The organism is Actinomycetospora termitidis, from assembly GCF_030286555.1.
Taxonomy (GTDB): Bacteria; Actinomycetota; Actinomycetes; order Mycobacteriales; family Pseudonocardiaceae; genus Actinomycetospora; species Actinomycetospora termitidis.
Map to the genome: position 1 here is coordinate 344,684 of NZ_JASVWF010000003.1, position 16,596 is coordinate 361,279.

The window sequence follows — 16,596 nt, forward strand, 5'->3', positions numbered from 1 at the left end:
CCCGCCGCCACCGCATCTGTAAATTTCACGATGTTACGGTGCTTCGTGAGTTCATCGAACTTTACGCTGCGGCAGGTCTCCTACCTGGTCGCCGTCGCGGAGCACGGCACGCTCGCCGCGGCCGCCGCGACGCTGCACGTCTCGCCGTCCGCGATCTCGGTCGCCCTCGACGAGCTCGAACGCGCCCTCGGGGTGCAGCTGACCCTGCGCCGCCGGGCCCACGGGGTGCGCCTGACCCCGGCCGGCCGCGCGGCCGTGACCCGCGGCCGCCGCCTGCTCCGGGACGCCGGCGAGCTGGCCACGAGCCTCGGCGGGGCGTCCGGCGTCGTGTCCGTCGGCTGCTACCCGACCCTCGCGCCCGTCGTCCTCGCCCCGTGGATCGCCGCGGTGCACCGGCGGCACCCGGACACGCGCGTGGAATTCGTCGAGGACGACCAGGACCACCTGCAACGCCGCCTGCTCGACGGCGAGCTCGATCTCGCCGTGCTCTACGACCACGGCCTCTCCGCCGACCTGGAGACCGAGCGCGTGGCCGCGAACGTGCCCTACCTGCTCGTCGCGCGCGACCACCCGGCCACCGACCTGCACGCGGTCGCCGACGAGCCCATGGTGCTGCTCGACCTCCCGCCGTCGTCGGACCACGCGCTCGCCGTCTGCCGCGAGCTCGGCGTCACGCCGCGGATCGAGCACCGCACCCGCTCGACGGAGATGGTGCGGGCCCTCGTCGGGCTGGGCCTGGGCTGGTCGGTGCTGGCGCAGGCCGTCCCCGACCACGACGTCAGGGTCGCGCGGGTCCCGCTGCCCGCCGAGCCGTTGCCGGTGGTGGCCGCGTGGTCGCGGGCGGTCACGCGGAGCCCGGTCGTGCAGGCGATGCTCGACGCTCGCCCGTGATCACGGCTCCTGCGCCGCGGCGATGACCGCCGTCAGGTCCCCGTGCAGTCGCATCAATTCCTCGACCGGCATCCCGAGCCGCTCGACGATCGCCGGCGGGATGCGCTCGGCCTCCGCCCGCAGCGCCCGCCCGGCCGCGGTCAGCGTGACGGCAAGCGTGCGCTCGTCGCCCGGGACCCGCCGTCGTTCCAGGTAGCCCTGGCCCTCGAGCCGCTTGAGCAGGGGCGACAGCGTGCCCGGGTCCAGGGCGAGCTTCCCCGACAGCGCGGTCACCGACAACGGCTCGTCGCCCCACAGCGCGAGCATCACCAGGTACTGCGGGTGCGTGAGACCCATCGGCTCGAGCAGGGGCCGGTAGAGCGCGATCACCGACCGCGCGGCGACCGCCAGCGCGAAGCAGACCTGGTTCTCGAGGGCGAGGGGGTCGATCTCGTCCGGGGCGGCCGTCACACCCCGAACCTTACACGTGGTGTGCATACTGTTGGTGTGCAAAGTGTTCGGCGGCCCGGTCCTCTGTGGTGGCTCTGGTACGCCTACGGCGGCGGCCTGCCCGAGCGGTTCTCCGGGTGGGTGCTGCACGACACCACCTGCCGCACCTGGTGGCTCCGCCACATCCTCCGCATCCTCGTGCAGATCGCGCCCTTCGCCGCCGCGATCATCGTGTTCGTCCCGGGCCCGCTGTGGCTGCGCGTGATGTGCGCGCTCGGCGGCGGCATCATGGGGATGATCTTCGCGGTGGCCTACGTGCACGAGACCGCGGAGCACCGGCTGCTCAAGGCCGGGTTCCCGGTGGGCACCGGGGTCGCGACCCGCGCCGAACGCGACCGCGAGAAGGACGAGGCGGCCGCCGCCCGGTACGCCGCCCGCTACCGCGTTCCCGACGACGGGTCCTGACGACGGGCCCGTCAGCCCGCCAGCGCCACCGACGCCCGGTACCGGTCCGCGACCAACGACGCGACCGCCGGGTGGTCCCCCAACGGCTCCGCGACGACCGCCGCCCCCGCGCCCGTGGCCCACCGGTGGAACACCCCCGGCGCAAGCAGCCACGTCAGCAGCGCCACCGGCCCGTCCTGCGCCGCCACGACGTCGGCCAACCGCGGGTCGCCACCCGCCACGTAGCCGACCGGGACCTCGACGCCGACCCGGTCCCGCGCCAGCGAGGCCGCCACCCGCAGGTCGGCCTGCGCCACCGCGTCCGTGGATCCCGCCGCGGCCAGCACGACCCGCTCGTCGGCCCACCCCGCGTCCCGCAGCCGAGAGAGCGCCGCATCGACGAGCACGGCGTCCGGACCGAGCGGCTCGGTCACCAGCACGTCGTCGCGCCCCAGCGCCGCCAGCTGGTCCGGCACGTCGCGCCGCACGTGGAACCCCGACGCGAGGAACGCCGGCACGACGACCACCGGCCCGTCCGGGACCTTCGGCAGCAGGTCCGCGAGCTGGGGGCGTGCCACGCCAGCCCAGGCCAGGCGCACGTCCACGTCCGGCAGCAGCGAGCGCACCCGTGTCAGCAACGCGCCCCACGTCGCCCGCCCGGCCGGGTCGTTCGTGCCGTGCGCGAGCACGACCAGGGTCACGAAGACGCCGCCACGTGCTCCTCCAACCGCCGCACCATCGCGCCGAGCCGGAAGCGCTCCGGAGCGATCGACGGGACGTCGAGCCGGTCCAACGGGGCCGCCGTCACGGGGCCCACCGCACACGCGAGCACGTCGCCGCGGAACGCCGACAGGAGCTCGTCCCGACGACCGACCGCCTCCGCCCGGTGCACCAGCCCCTCGACCGCCGGCGCCGACGTGAACGTCACCGCGTCCACCTCGTGGCCCACGATCGCCGCGATCAACGAGTCCACGGCGGGCAGGTCCGACGGCGGCTCCCACCGGTAGACGTGCACCTCGACGACGTCCGCGCCCGCCTCGCGCAACGCCGTCAGGAACGAGGTCATGGGATCGCCGTGCAGCTGCACCGCGATCCGGCGCCCGGACACCCCCTGCGCGAGGAGGTGCTCCAGGACCTCCGGCGAGGACTCCGTCTCGTCCGCGGACCACGCCTCGCGCAGCCCCGACCCGCGGATCGCGCCCCGCGCCTTCGGGCCCCGCGCGAGGACCTCCGCCGTCCCGAGCACGGACCGCAGCCGCTCCCCCAGGCCCCACTCGTCGGCGACCTCGAGCCACCCGCGGAAACCCTGGCCGGTGGTGGCGACGACGACGTCGGGCGGTGCGTCGAGCAGGCCCCGGGTCACCGCGGCGAGGTCGGTGTCGTCGGCCAGCGGCACGATCCGCATCGTCGGGCCGTGCACCGTCGTGGCGCCGCGTCGGTGCAGGAGCTCGATCTGGTCGTCGGCGCGGCGGTCCGCCGTCACGCCGACGCGCACGCCCGCCAGCGGCCCGTCAGCCACGCCCGACCTCCACCGTCCCGTTCACCACCCGCACAGGATAGGTCGCGACCACGACGTCCGAATCCTCCAGCGCCGTCCCGGACTCCAACGAGAAGTGCTGCTTGTACAGCGGCGACGCGACGACGGGGGTGCCGCCGAGGTCCCCGACGATGCCGCGCGAGAGCACCGAGGCGTTCGAGAACGGGTCCACGTTGTGGAGCGCGAACAGCCGGTCGTCGTGGGTGCGGAAGACCGCGACGGGCTCGCCGTCGACCAGCGCGCACACCCCACGCTCCGGCTGGAGCCGGTCGAGCGGACACACCTCCGTCCATCCCGTTCCCGACGCCGGGTCGGGCGGGTCCACCGGTTTCGGCTGCGGGTCCTTCGCAGGCTGGGCGACGACGTCGAGACTCATGCCGGGGCTCCCATCGGTATGACTCATGCCGGGGCTCCCATCGGTATCCGGGCTCCGTCGGTGATCGGGACCCCGCCGAGGCCCAGCGCGGCCAGGTCCGTCGGCTGGCCGTCCTTCATCCCGGCGGGGACGCGGCGGCCGAGGTGGTCGACGAACTCGATCGTCGGGTCCGGCACGCCCGGGGCGTTGACGAACGAGGTGAACCGCTCGAGCTTGTCCGGGTCGTCCAGCACCGCGGCCCACTCGTCGGCGTAGCCCGCGACGTGCCGGGCCATCTGCTCGTCGAGCGAGGCGCAGATCCCGAGCGAGTCGGACATGATCACGTCGCGGAGGTGGTCGATCCCGCCCTCGAGCGACTCGATCCACGGCGCGGTCCGCTGCAGCCGGTCGGCGGTCCGGACGTAGAACATGAGGAACCGGTCGATCGTGCGGACGAGCGTCGTGGTGTCCAGGTCCGAGGCGATCAGCTCGGCGTGCCGCGGGGTGAACCCGCCGTTGCCGCCGAGGTAGAGGTTCCAGCCGGTCTCGGTGGCGATGATCCCGAAGTCCTTGGACCGCGCCTCGGCGCACTCGCGGGCGCAGCCCGACACCCCGGACTTCAGCTTGTGCGGTGAGCGCAGCCCCCGGTAGCGCAGCTCCAGCGCGACCGCGAGCCCAACGGAGTCCTGCACGCCGTAGCGGCACCAGTCGGTGCCGACGCACGACTTCACCGTCCGCAGCGACTTCCCGTACGCGTGGCCGGACTCGAACCCGGCGTCCACCAGCCGCTTCCAGATGGCCGGCAGCTGCTCGACGCGCGCGCCGAACATGTCGATGCGCTGTCCGCCGGTGATCTTGGTGTAGAGGCCGAAGTCCTTCGCGACCGAGCCGATCGCGATCAGCCCCTCGCCCGTCACCTCCCCGCCGGGCAGGCGCGGCACCACGGAGTAGGTGCCGTTGCGCTGCAGGTTCGCGAGGAAGTGGTCGTTGGTGTCCTGCAGGGCCGCGGACTCGCCGTCGAGCACGTGCCCGCCCGCCAGCGTCGCGAGCATGGAGGCGACCGCCGGCTTGCAGACGTCGCACCCGCGGCCGGTGCCGTACTGCTCGACGATCGCGGAGAACGTCGTCAGGCCGGTCACCATGACGATCTCGTAGAGCTCCGCGCGGGACTGCACGAAGTGCTCGCACAGCGCCTTCGAGACCTCGACCCCGCAGCTCGTCAGCACCTTCGCGAGCGTCGGCACGCACGAGCCGCAGGTCGTCCCGGCCCGGGTGCACGCCTTGAGCTGCGGCACCGTCGTGGCCTCGCCGGAGCTGATCGCCTCCACCAGCGCACCCTTGGTGACCGCGTTGCACGAGCAGATCTGGGCACCGTCGGGAAGGGCCTCGAAGCCGACGGCCTCGCCACTTGACGGCGCGATCAGCGACATCGGATCCCCCGGGAGCGTCGCGCCCAGGAACCCGCGCAGCGTCTCGTAGTCCGAGGCGTCGCCGACCAGGACGCCGCCGAGCAGCGTCTGCGCGTCGTCGCTGACGACGAGCTTGGAGTAGGTCCCGGCGACCGGGTCGTTCAGCGTCACCTCGAGGGCGCCGGGGGTCGTGGCGTGGGCGTCCCCGAACGAGGCGACGTCGACGCCGAGCAGCTTGAGCTTCGTCGACAGGTCGGCCTCGGTGAAGCGGCCCTCGCCGCCGGTCAGGCGCTCCGCCACGACCTCGGCCATCGCGTAGCCCGGGGCCACGAGGCCGTAGGTGCGGCCCTTCACGGCGGCCACCTCGCCGATCGCCCAGACGTGCTCCGCGTACGTGCGGCAGCGCTCGTCGACCAGGACGCCGCCGCGCTCGCCGACCTCCAGTCCGACCTCGCGGGCCAGTGCGTCGGCGGGCCGGATGCCGGCGGAGAACACGACGACGGACGCGTCCAGCTCCGTGCCGTCGGAGAGCGTGACCGTGAGCCCGCCACGGTGGTCCCGGGCGATGGAGCTCGTGGAGACGCCGGTGTGCACCCGCAGGCCGAGCTCGGACACCAGCCGCGCCAGCAGCGCGCCGCCGCCCTCGTCGACCTGCACCGGCATCAGCCGCGGCGCCATCTCCACCACGTGCGGCGACAGGCCCAGCTGCCGCAGCGCGTTCGCGGCCTCCAGCCCGAGCAGCCCGCCCCCGACGACGACGCCCGCGCGGCGCCCCGCCCCGGCATGGGCGGTCGCCTCCTCGGCGGCCGCACGCAGCCCGTCCAGGTCGTCGAGGGTGCGGTAGACGAACACGCCGTCCTGGTCGCGGCCCGGGACGGGCGGCACGAAGGGCACGCTGCCGGTGGCGAGGACCAGCTCGTCGTAGGCGACGTCGCGACCCTTCCCGGTGCGCACCGTGCGCCCGGCGAGGTCGATCCCGACGACGGGTTCGTCCAGGTGCAGCTCGACCAGCGGGTCGTGCCCGTCGAGCGTGAGGTCCTCCGCGGAGGCGTCCCCGACGTAGGACGACAGCGCGACCCGGTCGTAGGCGGGCCGGTTCTCCTGCGCCAGCACCACGACCCGCCAGGCGTCCCCGGTGTCCCGGCGCCGCAGGCCCTCGACGAAGCGGTGTCCCACCATCCCGTGGCCGACGACGACGACGGTCTTCACGATGTGTTGTGCTCCCTCCGGTCGCAGGTGAGCAGTTGTTGCGGCTATGACCACAACAACTACTCACCTGTGCTCACACGGACGCGTACGAGACCTTCGAGCCCGTCGTGGGGTCGGTCGCCGCCTTCGGCGTGCGCATGTAGACGAGGTAGGTCACGACGAAGCAGACGGCGTAGAAGGCGAGGAACGCCCAGAACGCCGGCGAGCCGGACGTCGTCGTCAGGAACGACTGGCGGAACGCGAGGTTGATCAGCAGGCCGCCGAAGGCGCCGATGGCGCCCGCGATGCCGATCACGGCACCGGAGATCCGGCGCGCCCACAGCAGCGCGGCCTCCTGGTCCCAGCCGCGCGTCTCCGACGACGCCAGGGCCTTCGTCCGGAAGATCGCCGGGATCATCTTGTACACCGAGCCGTTGCCGATGCCCGAGGTGATGAACAGCAGCACGAAGCCGATGACGAAGATCGGCAGCGAGTCGATCGCGGAGGCCCAGATGCAGATCAGGGCAGCCACGGCCATCGCGACGAAGTTCCAGAACGTCACGCGTACGCCGCCGATCCGGTCGGAGAGCGCGCCGCCCACCGGGCGGATCAGCGACCCGAGCAGCGGCCCGATGAACGTCAGCGTCGCGGCCTGCAGCGGGGTGCGGCCGAACTGGTTCTGCAGGACGAGTCCGAACGCGAAGCTGTAGCCGATGAACGAGCCGAAGGTGCCGATGTAGAGGAAGGAGATGATCCAGGTCTGCGCCTCGGAGCAGGCCTCCTTCAACGCCCCGGTGTCGTTGCGCACCGAGGTCAGGTTGTCCATGAAGAAGACCGAGCCGACCAGGGCCAGCACGATCAGCGGGATGTAGATGGCGAGCAGGATGCGCGGCGCCCCGGTCCCCGCCGTCGCGATGATCAGCAGGCCGACCAGCTGGATGACCGCGACCCCGAGGTTGCCGCCCCCGGCGTTCAGCCCGAGGGCCTTGCCCTTCTCCTTCTCGGGGAAGAACGCGTTGATGTTCGTCATCGACGAGGCGAAGTTGCCGCCACCGACGCCGGCGATCGCGGCGATCACCATGAACGTGGTGTAGCTCGTCCCCGGCTGCATGAAGAAGGCCAGCAGCACCGTCGGGACCAGCAGCAGAGCGGCGCTGATGACCGTCCAGTTCCGCCCGCCGAACACCGCGACCGCCAGCGTGTAGGGCAGCCGCAGCACCGAGCCGACCAGCGTCGGCATCGACACGAGGAAGAACTTGCCCGCCGTGTCGATGTGGTAGGTCTGCTCGGGCATGAACAGCACGAGCACCGCGAACAGCGACCAGATCGAGAACCCGATGTGCTCGGAGAACACCGAGAACCACAGGTTCCGGTTCGCGACCTTCTTGCCGCCGCCCCGCCAGAACGACTCGTCCTCGGGCCGCCAGTCGTCGATCCACCGGCCCCGCAGCAGTCCCTCGGACCGTGGTGTCGCCACCGTCATGCCGTCCGCCTCTCGTCCTCGCCGGGGGCGCGACGCGGTGGGCGCCCCGTTCGGCGGCCGACGCTAGGAAGCGGCCGTTACACTCCGATGACGGTGTGTTTCCGGGGAACGACGGAACGAGGGCGGGCCGTCACGGTTCCCTCAGAGCAGTTCGGTGACCACGCGGGCGGCGTGCTCGAGGCCGCGCAGGGACTCCCGCGTGCACGCCGGGTGCTGGGCGTGCACGGCCAGGCGGAAGAGCAGGCCGTGCAGCAGCATCTGCGGCCACGCCTCCAGGTGCGCCCAGCGCGTGACGATGCCGGAATCGGCCCCGCCCCAGGCCAGCGCGTCCACGACGACGACCGCGGCGGCCCACTCCGCCGGACGCCAGAACGGCACGAGGTCCAGGACGGCGGGTGGGCCCTGGTCGGCGTCCGCCGCCCCGCCCGGGCCCTCGAAGAGCACCGTGCCGAACAGGTCGCCGTGCACGAGCTGGTTCGGCAGCGTCGTCGCGACCCGTCGTCGAGCCAGCTCGGCGAAGAGGTCACCGCCGGTCTCGGCGTCCAGGGACGCCTTCTTCTCGCCGAACGCCGCGCGGTCGGCGCGGGCGAGGATGTCGTCGCGGTCGTCGACCAGGCGCGGCCGGGACAGGCGCGCGGTGGCCCGGTGCAGCCGCAGCGACACCGCCACCACGTCGTCGTGCCGCGGGCGGATCTCCCCGGCGACGTCGTGGCAGGCGGCCCAGCCGGAGACGACGCGCCGCCCGTCGGAGCCCCGCACGGGCCGGGCGAGACGCACGCCGTCGACGCCGTCGGTGCCCAGCTCCTCGAGCGTCGCCGCCGACCAAGCGGCGAGCACGGTGTCGGACACCGGCCGCAGCAGGACGCCGTCGCAGCTCCACGCGGGCCCGGGCAGGTGCGGACGCGGGCGCGGCACCGAGTCCCGCACGCCGAAGGCGGTGCGGACGTGCAGCGGGGGGCCCTCGGGCTCCCCTGCGGCAGGGTCGTCGGAGGAGCCCTGGGAGGAGTCCTGAGCCACCGCGGTCATCGTTCCCCCGTCGCCCCGCCGAGCCTGACCGTCACGCTCCGCACGCTACCGCCGACACGGGTCGAGTCAGGGGCACGTGGACCGGCGTGTCCGTCCGCACCGGTGGAGCGCCGATCCCCGCTCAGGACCCCGGGACCATGCGTAGCACCCGGGCCACCCGGTCGAGCCACCACGTGGCCCGGTCCGGGGACATCGCCGGGAGGTTCCCGACGGCGGGTCCGGGCGCGTCCGGCAGGACCGGCAGCTCCCCGCCGGCAGGCACGAGGGAGTCGAGGACCGTGTCCTGCGCCAGCAGGCTCGTGGTGCCCAGGCCGCACGCGTACGGCAGCTCCGGCAGGGCGCCGGCGAGCGCGAGGCCGGCGGCGAGCCCGACCGAGCTCTCCACGGCCGACGACACCACGCACGGCAGCCCGATCGCCTCCGCGATCCGCAGCGAGGCGGCCACCCCGCCCAGCGGTGCGACCTTGACGACGGCGACGTCCGCGGCGTCCGCCTCGACGACCCGCATCGGGTCGGAGGCCCGCCGGATCGATTCGTCCGCGGCGACCGGGACGTCGACCCGACGCCGCACCGCGGCCAGCTCCTCGACGGTGCGGCACGGCTGCTCGACGTACTCCAGCCCGCCCGCGGCACGATCCAGGCCCCGGATCGCCGCCACCGCGTCGTCCACGGCCCACCCGCCGTTGGCGTCGACCCGCACACGCCCGCCCGGGCCCAGGGCGGAGCGGACGGCCTCGACCCGGGCGAGGTCGTCGGCGGCGGACTGCCCGGCCTCGGCGACCTTGACCTTCGCGGTCCGCGCGCCCGAGGCGGTGACGATGGTGTGCGCCTGCTCCGGCCCGACGGCGGGGACGGTCGCGTTGACCGGCACGCTCGTCCGCCGCGGCGCGGGCCACGCCGGGCCGAGCGCGGACTCCAGCGCGCACGCCAACCAGGGCACGGCCTCGTCGTCGTCGTACTCGACGAACGGGCAGAACTCGCCCCACCCGCCGTCGGGACCCTGCAGCAGGAGCGTCTCGCGCGTCGTGATGCCGCGGAACCGGACCCGCATCGGCAGGGCCACGGGTACGGCCCGGAGCACGACGCCACCGACGGTCGTGACCTGGTCCTCCACCCAGCCCAACGTAGCGCGTGATCATCGTCGGCGGGCGCGCCTACCGTGGGGGCATGGAGCGTTCCCGCCCGGTCGAGGTCGTGCCCACCGACGGCTCCGCCGCCGCGGCCCACGCGCTGGGCGAGCGGCTCGTGTCCGCGGTCGCCGGCCACGGCCCGGCGGTCCTGCCGACCGGCCCCGACGACCCGCCGCCCCCCGCGCACCTCACCGCCCCGGTCCCGGCCGGGGTGGCCGCCGTCGTGACGACGTCGGGGTCGACCGGCGTCCCGAAGGCGGTCCTGCTCTCGGGGACCGCGCTGGCGGCGTCGGCGGCGTCGACGACCGCGCGCCTCGGTGGCGAGGGCCGCTGGCTGCTCGCGCTGCCCGCCCACCACGTCGCCGGGGTCCAGGTGCTGCTGCGCTCCGCCCGGGCGGGGGTGCCGGCGGCGGTGATGGACCTGCGGGACGGGTTCCGCCCGGACGCGTTCGCCGCCGCCGTGGCCGAGGCGCGACCGACCGTCTCCCGGCTGTCCCTGGTGCCCACCCAGCTCCGCCGCCTCCTCGACGACGCCGGGGCGGGCCTGGCCGCGGTGCGGCGCTTCGACGCCGTGCTGATCGGCGGGGCCGCCGCGGAGGCCGCCCTGCTGGACCGCGCCCGGGAGGCCGGCGTGCGGGTGGTGACGACGTACGGCATGAGCGAGACCTGCGGCGGCTGCGTGTACGACGGTGTGCCCCTGGACCGGGTCACCGCCGAGATCGTCGACCCCGACCCGTCCGGTGTCGGACGGATCGTGCTCGGCGGGGCGACGATCGCCGAGGGATACCAGGGGCTGGACGACCCCGCGTTCCTGCCCGGCCGCCGCTTCGCCACCTCCGACCTCGGCCGGCTCGCCCCCGACGGCCGCCTGGAGGTCCTCGGCCGTGCCGACGACGTCATCGTGACCGGCGGCGAGAAGGTGCCCCCGGCCGTCGTCGAGAAGGCCCTGCTCGAGATGCCGGGGGTGCGCGAGGCGTGCGTGGTCGGCGTGCCGGACGCCGAGTGGGGGTCGCGGGTCGTCGCCGTGGTGGCCGGGAGCGGGCTGGACCCCGAGGAGGTGCGACGGCAGGTCGCGCCGGCCCTCGGCCGTGCGGCGCCCCGCGCGGTGCGGGTGCTCGACGCCGTGCCCCTGCGCGGGATCGGCAAGCCGGACCGGACGGCGGTCCGTGACCTCTTCGACGAGGGGTCGGGGGCAACACGCCCGTCATGAGCGGGTGATGACATGGGGCGATGCACCTGCTCGTCCTGACCGGGGAGTCGCGGCTCGACGTCGTGCTCCCGGGGCTCGCGGTGCTGCCCGACCACCGGGTCGCCCTCGGCGCCCTCACCGCCGCCGAGGCGGTCACCTCCGCGGTCGACGTCGACGCGGTCCTCCTCGACGCGCGCACGCGTCCGTTCGCGGCGGCCGAGCTGGCGGCGACCGTGGACACGGTGCGGCCCGGGCTGCCGGTCGTCGTCGTGGTCGGCCCGGACGCGGCGTTCCCGGTCGAGGACGACGTGCCCGTCGACACGCTGCTCCTCCCCGACGCGTCACCCGCCGAGGTCGCGGCCCGGCTGCGGCTGGTCGCCCGCCCCGTCCCGCCCGCCCCGCGCCCGCGCCGGGACCGCCGCCCGGCCGCGCCGCCCCCGGGCGCGCTGGTGGTCGACGAGCTCGTCGTCGACACCGTCGCCTACCAGGCCTGGCTCGCGGGCCGCCCACTCGCACTCGCCCGTCGGGAGCTGGAGCTCCTCGCCGCCCTGGCCGCGCGCCCGGGCCGCCCGATGAGCCGGACCGCCCTGCTCCGGCACGTGTGGGGCCGGGACTACGACGGCAGCGCCCGCACCGTCGACGTGCACGTCCGCCAGCTGCGCCGCGTGCTCGGACCCGGTCACCGCGAGATGATCCGCACCCTGCGCGGGGTCGGCTACGCCCTCTTCCCGACGGCGGGCCCTGCCGCGGCCGCCGCCGACGCCCCCGGCCGCGTGGCCGCGCCGCTGCGCCCGGAGGAGGCCCTCGACGCGCCGTCCGCCCCGGCCCGTCCCGGCGGACGGGACGCGCCCGGCGACGTCGTCGCGAGCAAGCGCGCCGGGCTGCCGCTGGACCTGGACGCGATCGCCGAGCCGACCCGGCTGGGCGCCCTCGAGCGCTACAGCCTCAAGACGCTCGGGGCCTGCTCGGAGGGCGACGACGGGCTCTTCCTCCTGCGGGCCCGCACCCGGGGACGTATCCCGGTGGCGGCCGCCCGCGCGCTCGCCGCGCTGCTGCGCGAGCGCGACCTCGGGCCGGTGCACCTGACGACCCGCCAGCAGCTGGAGCTGCACGACGTGCCGGCCGGGCTCGTCGTCGGGACCCTCGACGCCCTGCACGCGGCCGGCCTGGACACCGCCGCGACCTGCGGCCACACGGTCCGCGGGGTGACCAGCTGTCCCGACGCCGGGGTCTCGGCCGAGGAGCCCTTCGACTGCACCCCCGACGCCGACCGGCTCACCGACTCGCTGCTGCGGCTCGGCCCGGAGCTCAACACCCGCCTGCCGCAGCGCTTCACGATCAGCCTCGGCGGCTGCCCCGGGTGCCGAGGGCAGGCGAAGGTGTCCGACGTCGGGCTCGTGTCCGTGCTCGACGACGAGGGCCGGCCGGGCTACGAACTGTGGGTCGGCGGCGGGCTCGGCCGGTCGCGGCCGACGCTGGCGACGCGCCTCGCGCCCTTCGTCCCGCGCGACCGGCTGCTGCCCGCCGTGCACGCGGTGCTGGCGGTCTTCCTCGCCCACGGGGCGTTCGAGAACCCCAACCGGGCGCGGTTGAAGTTCCTGGTCGCGCGCCTCGGCCTCCCTCGCTTCCGCGCGCTCGTCGTGGAGGCCGAGACCGATCTGCGGCACCGGCCGTGGCCGGCGCCGGCCCCGCTGCCCGAGGTCCGCGTGCCCGGGGTCCCCGAGGGCCCGGCTCCGCCCGACGGCTGGGGCGACGACGTCCGTCCGCAACGCACCCCGGGGCTCGCCACGGTCACGGTCACCGTGCCGCTGGGGAGCCTGTCCGCGGCGGCGCTGGAGGCCGTGGCCGAGGTCGCGGGAGAGATGGGCGACGGGAGCGTGCGGCTGACCCGCGAGCAGAACGTGGTGGTCCGGGACGTGCCGGTCGGCCGCGTCGAGGCCCTCGCCGCCCGCGTCGCCGCCGTCGGCCTCGCCGTGCACACCGACCGCCCCGCCCGGGACGTGCGCGCCTGCGTCGGCGCCCCCTCCTGCGCGCTCGCGATCACCCCGACCCGCGACCTCGCCCGCGGCCTGTGGCACCTGCCCGCCCTGCGCCGGAACTCCGGCGTCGCGGTGAGCGTGTCCGGCTGCCCCGCGTCCTGCGCGCGCCACCAGGCCGCGGACCTCGGGCTCGCCGGCAACCTCGTGTCGGTCCGCGGGCACCGCGTGCCCGGATACCGGGTGCACCTCGGCGGCGACCTGGGGCGCGACCGCCTCGGCACCGTCCTGGGGCGCGTCGCGGCCGACCAGGTCACGCAGCTCGTGGACCAGGTGGTCCGGACGTGGGAGGGCGTACGGGTCGGGCACGAGAGCCTCGCCGACACCGTGGCTCGCACCGGCCTGGAGCCGTTCGTGTCCGCCCTGCGCGGGCTGCCCGGCCTGTCCTGGGAGGCGGGCGACGACGAGCGCCCGTCGCTCCCGCTGGTCACCCGCTGACCCGGGGGTCCACGATCACCGGGTGACCCGTACCGAGCTCGTCGTCGAGACCCCCGACGGCCCCTGCCGCGCCACGCTGCACACCCCCGAGGGCGCCGGCCCCTGGCCCGGCGTCCTGTACTACCCGGACGCCGGCGGGGTGCGGGAGACGATCGCGGGCATGGCGGACCGGCTCGCGGCGCACGGCTTCGCGGCCCTGCTGCCGGACATCTACCACCGCACGCCGTACCCGCCGTTCGACACGTCGACGCTGTTCGGGGACCCGGAGGAGTTCGCCCGGCTCACGGAGCTCGCCCGCACCCTGACCCCCGAGCGGGTCGCCGCGGACGCCGGCGCGTACGTGGACGCGCTGACCGCCCGTCCCGAGGTCGCCGACGGCGGGGTCGGCGCGGTGGGCTACTGCTTCGGCGGGTCGATGGCGTTCCGGGCGGCGGCGGAACGACCGGCCCTCGTCGCCGCCGTCGCGACCTTCCACGGCGGCGGGCTCGCGACGCCGGACGTCCCGACGAGCCCGCACCGCCTGCTCGGGTCGGTCCGCGCGGCGGTGTACGTCGCGGCCGCCACGGACGACGACTCGTTCGACGCCGAGGCCCACGAGCGGCTGCGCGCGGCCTTCGACGACACCGGCGTGCCCGGGACGATCGAGACCTACCCGGCGGCCCACGGGTTCGCGGTGCCGGACAACCCCACCCACGACGACGACGCGGACCGCCGCCACCTCGACGCCATGGTGACGTTCCTGCGCGAGCACCTCACGCGCTGACCTCCGCGCGCGGCGCGATCCGTTCCAGGGCCGCGAGGTCGTCCGCGAGCCAGCCGAGCCAGCCCCAGGCGTCGACCAGGCGCAGCGCGACGGCGGGGTGGGCGGCGCGGTCGGGGAGGTCGGCGACCGCCCGCAGGCCGTCCCGCACGAGGCCCGTCGGCGGGGCGGGGACCGGGCGCGGGTCGCCGTCGTGACCCAGCTCGGCCGCCCAGTGGTGGTACCGGTCGGTGACGACCGCGACGTCCTCGCGCAGCCGCGCCGCGAGGCCCGGCCACGGCGCGGCACAGGCCGGTCCGGGCTCGGCCGCGAGCGCGCTCCGGGCGCCCCGACTCACCCGGTGGAGCACGGCGAGCACGACCATCCAGTCCAGGTCGTGGTCGTGCCCGCGGTGGTGCTCGGACCGGAACTGGGTGTAGGTCGCCTCGTACCGGGCGATCCCCACGACCGTCGCGGCGAGACGGTCGGACACCACCTGGCGCGGGACCGTCCCCGCGAGCCACGCGGTCGTGCCGTCGACGAGCTCCGCGGCGTCCTCGAGACCGAGCGACGCGGCCCGACGGATCTCGCCGTGGCCGCCGGCGGGCCACACGGCGACACCGACCAGGAGCCCGATCGCGGCCCCGAGGAACACGTCGAGCACGCGCTCCGGGCCGAGCATCCACGTCGGCGGGGCGAGCTGCGCGAACAGGACCGCGACGACGAGGGTGAAGCAGGCCTGCGCGGCGACCGTCCCGGCAAATCGGCCGGAGGCGACCGCCACCACCACGACCACCGGCAGCAGCGCCCCCGTCGCCACCGGGTGCGGCCCGACGAGCAGCACGAGCCCGATCGCCAGTGCCCCGCCGATCGTCGTCCCCAGCAGCGCCGGCGGCAGGGCGGCCCGGGTCGACGCGGCCGACGTCCGCAGGAGCGTCAACGTCGCGAGCAGGACCCAGAACCCGTGCGCCACGTCCAGCTCGCCGGCGACCAGGCGGGCGAGGGCCAGGCCGACGCCCAGCCGCAGCGCGTTCTGCAGGTACACCGACCGCAGCGAGAGGTGGCACCGCACGCGCCGCCACCACAGGCGCACCGGAGAGGCACCGGCGTACCAGAACGGGTCGTCGGCGAGGTCCTCGCCCGGGCCGGTCGGGGTCGGGACCGGCCGCCGGGGCGCCAGCACGGCGTGCGTCGCCAGCACGACGATGCGCGCCTCCTCGGCGACCTGCGAGACCGCGACGGCGGTCTCGGCGCGCACCACCGCCTCCTCCCCCGGCCCCAGGACCTCCACCGCGTGCAGCCGCCGCGCCGTGAACGCGGCGCGGGCCGCGTCGAGGCCGTCGAGGTCCGGGGCCGCCCGATGGCCGGCGAGCGCGGCGGCCACCTGGTGCAGGGAGTGCGCGACGGCGGCCAGCAGCGCCCGCGGCGCCTCGGGGTCCGGGGCGGTCCCGGGACCGATCGGGGCGGGCGGCCACTCCTCGAGGGCCACGACCCGCTGGTGCAGCGCGCGCAGCGCCGCGGCGAGATGCGTCAGCCCCCGGTCGGCGGCGTCCGGGCCGGTCGGGCGCTCGGCGACCGGGACGACCGAGAGCCGCAGCCGCTCCGCCGTCCACGTCGAGGTCCGTCGGGCCCGGGCGAGGTCCGCCCCGTCGGTCGCCAGTGCCTCGAGGTGCGCGGCGAGCGCGCGGGCGGCGGCCGCGGCCCGCCGGGCGAACGGGTGGGGCGACGCGGGCGGGAGCAGGAACCGGTCGGCCAGCGCGAGCAGCGCGGTGCCGATCACGAGCCCGACGAGCCGCAGCGGGAGCTGGTCGGGCTCGAACGGCGGGAACGACGGCAGGATGTAGAGCAGGTGCAGGCCGACGACGACGCCCGCCGCGCGCGGTCCGCCCAGCGCGAGCAGGGCCACCGCGACGCCCGCGACGAGCACCCCGAGCGTCGCGGCCCAGGTGTCGACGGCGAGCAGCGACCCGAGGGTCACCAGCACCAGCCCGGCTGCGCAGCACGTCGCGATCGTGCGGAGGCGCTGCGCGGGGGTGCCGCTGACGTCGGAGAAGACGCCGAACCCGAGCACGCCGAAGACCGCGTACACCGCCACGGTCGGCTCGCCCAGCCCGTAGCGGCACACGAGGAACCCGACCGACGCCGCGACCGCGATCCGGACCGCCCGACGGGTCGCCGCCAGCCCGGGATCGCGGCGCAGCAGCCACCGCAGGAGACGCCGCCGCACCGCGTCATCGTGGCGGCGCCCGCCCGCGACCGGTAGTCCCCGCGACCGGGCGGCTCTACGGTCGATCTGCTCGTG

At 75.5% G+C, this 16,596-nt stretch carries 14 protein-coding genes and 3 pseudogenes; 5 read left to right on the forward strand and 12 right to left on the reverse strand.

The window, feature by feature from the left end:
• The first annotated feature begins 45 nt into the window (after positions 1 to 45).
• The gene (locus tag QRT03_RS15055) at positions 46 to 891 is read left to right on the forward strand and encodes a LysR substrate-binding domain-containing protein (protein ID WP_286053717.1); all 846 of its coding nucleotides are present in this window, start codon (positions 46 to 48) and stop codon (positions 889 to 891) included.
• On the opposite strand, the gene QRT03_RS15060 is transcribed toward QRT03_RS15055, so the two are convergent.
• Positions 892 to 1,341, reverse strand: a complete 450-nt coding sequence (locus QRT03_RS15060; protein WP_286053719.1) for a MarR family winged helix-turn-helix transcriptional regulator — start codon at positions 1,339 to 1,341, stop codon at positions 892 to 894.
• Between the two features lie 36 nt (positions 1,342 to 1,377).
• Here QRT03_RS15060 and QRT03_RS15065 point away from each other — a divergent pair, with 36 nt between their 5' ends.
• Positions 1,378 to 1,785, forward strand: coding sequence for a DUF5313 family protein (locus QRT03_RS15065; protein WP_286053720.1), 408 nt, complete (start codon positions 1,378 to 1,380; stop codon positions 1,783 to 1,785).
• A gap of 11 nt (positions 1,786 to 1,796) precedes the next feature.
• Here the strand turns inward: QRT03_RS15065 and QRT03_RS15070 are convergent, their stop codons facing one another.
• The 10 genes and pseudogenes from QRT03_RS15070 to QRT03_RS15105 form a co-directional block, all read right to left on the reverse strand.
• Positions 1,797 to 2,465, reverse strand: a complete 669-nt coding sequence (locus QRT03_RS15070) for a sirohydrochlorin chelatase (RefSeq protein WP_286053721.1) — start codon at positions 2,463 to 2,465, stop codon at positions 1,797 to 1,799.
• Positions 2,462 to 3,283, reverse strand: coding sequence for a uroporphyrinogen-III synthase (locus QRT03_RS15075; protein WP_286053722.1), 822 nt, complete (start codon positions 3,281 to 3,283; stop codon positions 2,462 to 2,464). The genes QRT03_RS15070 and QRT03_RS15075 overlap by 4 nt, the downstream gene beginning before the upstream one ends.
• Positions 3,276 to 3,677 carry a nitrite reductase small subunit NirD gene (gene nirD, locus QRT03_RS15080; protein ID WP_286053723.1) on the reverse strand — a complete coding sequence of 134 codons (402 nt, stop codon included), beginning with the start codon at positions 3,675 to 3,677 and terminating at the stop codon, positions 3,276 to 3,278. The genes QRT03_RS15075 and nirD overlap by 8 nt, the downstream gene beginning before the upstream one ends.
• A 23-nt stretch (positions 3,678 to 3,700) precedes the next feature.
• Positions 3,701 to 4,396, reverse strand: a complete 696-nt coding sequence (locus QRT03_RS15085; protein ID WP_286054375.1) for a nitrite reductase large subunit NirB family protein — start codon at positions 4,394 to 4,396, stop codon at positions 3,701 to 3,703.
• Between the two features lie 10 nt (positions 4,397 to 4,406).
• Positions 4,407 to 4,477 (reverse strand): annotated as a pseudogene (locus tag QRT03_RS15090).
• Between the two features lie 18 nt (positions 4,478 to 4,495).
• A pseudogene (locus QRT03_RS32190) lies at positions 4,496 to 4,708 on the reverse strand (hypothetical protein); the annotation flags it as partial.
• 177 nt (positions 4,709 to 4,885) lie between these two features.
• Positions 4,886 to 6,328 (reverse strand): annotated as a pseudogene (locus tag QRT03_RS32195) (FAD-dependent oxidoreductase); the annotation flags it as partial.
• A 19-nt stretch (positions 6,329 to 6,347) separates the two neighbouring features.
• Positions 6,348 to 7,736 carry a nitrate/nitrite transporter gene (locus tag QRT03_RS15095; RefSeq protein WP_286053724.1) on the reverse strand — a complete coding sequence of 463 codons (1,389 nt, stop codon included), beginning with the start codon at positions 7,734 to 7,736 and terminating at the stop codon, positions 6,348 to 6,350.
• Positions 7,737 to 7,877: 141 nt separating this feature from the next.
• The gene (locus tag QRT03_RS15100) at positions 7,878 to 8,762 is read right to left on the reverse strand and encodes a TIGR02569 family protein (protein WP_286053725.1); all 885 of its coding nucleotides are present in this window, start codon (positions 8,760 to 8,762) and stop codon (positions 7,878 to 7,880) included.
• A gap of 121 nt (positions 8,763 to 8,883) precedes the next feature.
• On the reverse strand, positions 8,884 to 9,813 hold the full coding sequence (locus QRT03_RS15105; RefSeq protein ID WP_425604856.1) for an o-succinylbenzoate synthase: 930 nt from the start codon (positions 9,811 to 9,813) through the stop codon (positions 8,884 to 8,886).
• Positions 9,814 to 9,929: 116 nt separating this feature from the next.
• Here QRT03_RS15105 and menE point away from each other — a divergent pair, with 116 nt between their 5' ends.
• Genes menE through QRT03_RS15120 form a run of 3 tightly spaced genes read left to right on the forward strand, consistent with a single transcriptional unit; the run spans position 9,930 to position 14,318 of the window.
• A complete protein-coding gene (gene menE / locus QRT03_RS15110) occupies positions 9,930 to 11,102 on the forward strand; it encodes an o-succinylbenzoate--CoA ligase (protein ID WP_286053727.1) in 1,173 nt (390 codons plus the stop codon).
• Positions 11,103 to 11,122: 20 nt separating this feature from the next.
• Positions 11,123 to 13,555, forward strand: a complete 2,433-nt coding sequence (locus tag QRT03_RS15115; protein WP_286053729.1) for a winged helix-turn-helix domain-containing protein — start codon at positions 11,123 to 11,125, stop codon at positions 13,553 to 13,555.
• A gap of 22 nt (positions 13,556 to 13,577) precedes the next feature.
• On the forward strand, positions 13,578 to 14,318 hold the full coding sequence (locus QRT03_RS15120; RefSeq protein WP_286053730.1) for a dienelactone hydrolase family protein: 741 nt from the start codon (positions 13,578 to 13,580) through the stop codon (positions 14,316 to 14,318).
• On the opposite strand, the gene QRT03_RS15125 is transcribed toward QRT03_RS15120, so the two are convergent.
• Positions 14,308 to 16,521 (reverse strand): FUSC family protein, encoded by a 2,214-nt coding sequence (locus QRT03_RS15125; RefSeq protein WP_286053731.1) that lies wholly within the window; start codon positions 16,519 to 16,521, stop codon positions 14,308 to 14,310. The genes QRT03_RS15120 and QRT03_RS15125 overlap by 11 nt on opposite strands.
• Between the last annotated feature and the right edge of the window lie 75 nt (positions 16,522 to 16,596).

Bases quoted from the DNA above. Each gene is read 5' to 3' on its own strand.
- nirD (WP_286053723.1), bottom strand. From the start codon at position 3,677: ATGAGTCTCGACGTCGTCGCCCAGCCTGCGAAGGACCCGCAGCCGAAA.
- QRT03_RS15095 (WP_286053724.1), bottom strand. From the start codon at position 7,736: ATGACGGTGGCGACACCACGGTCCGAGGGACTGCTGCGGGGCCGGTGG.
- QRT03_RS15100 (WP_286053725.1), bottom strand. From the start codon at position 8,762: ATGACCGCGGTGGCTCAGGACTCCTCCCAGGGCTCCTCCGACGACCCT.
- QRT03_RS15105 (WP_425604856.1), bottom strand. From the start codon at position 9,813: ATGCGGGTCCGGTTCCGCGGCATCACGACGCGCGAGACGCTCCTGCTG.
- menE (WP_286053727.1), top strand. From the start codon at position 9,930: ATGGAGCGTTCCCGCCCGGTCGAGGTCGTGCCCACCGACGGCTCCGCC.
- QRT03_RS15115 (WP_286053729.1), top strand. From the start codon at position 11,123: ATGCACCTGCTCGTCCTGACCGGGGAGTCGCGGCTCGACGTCGTGCTC.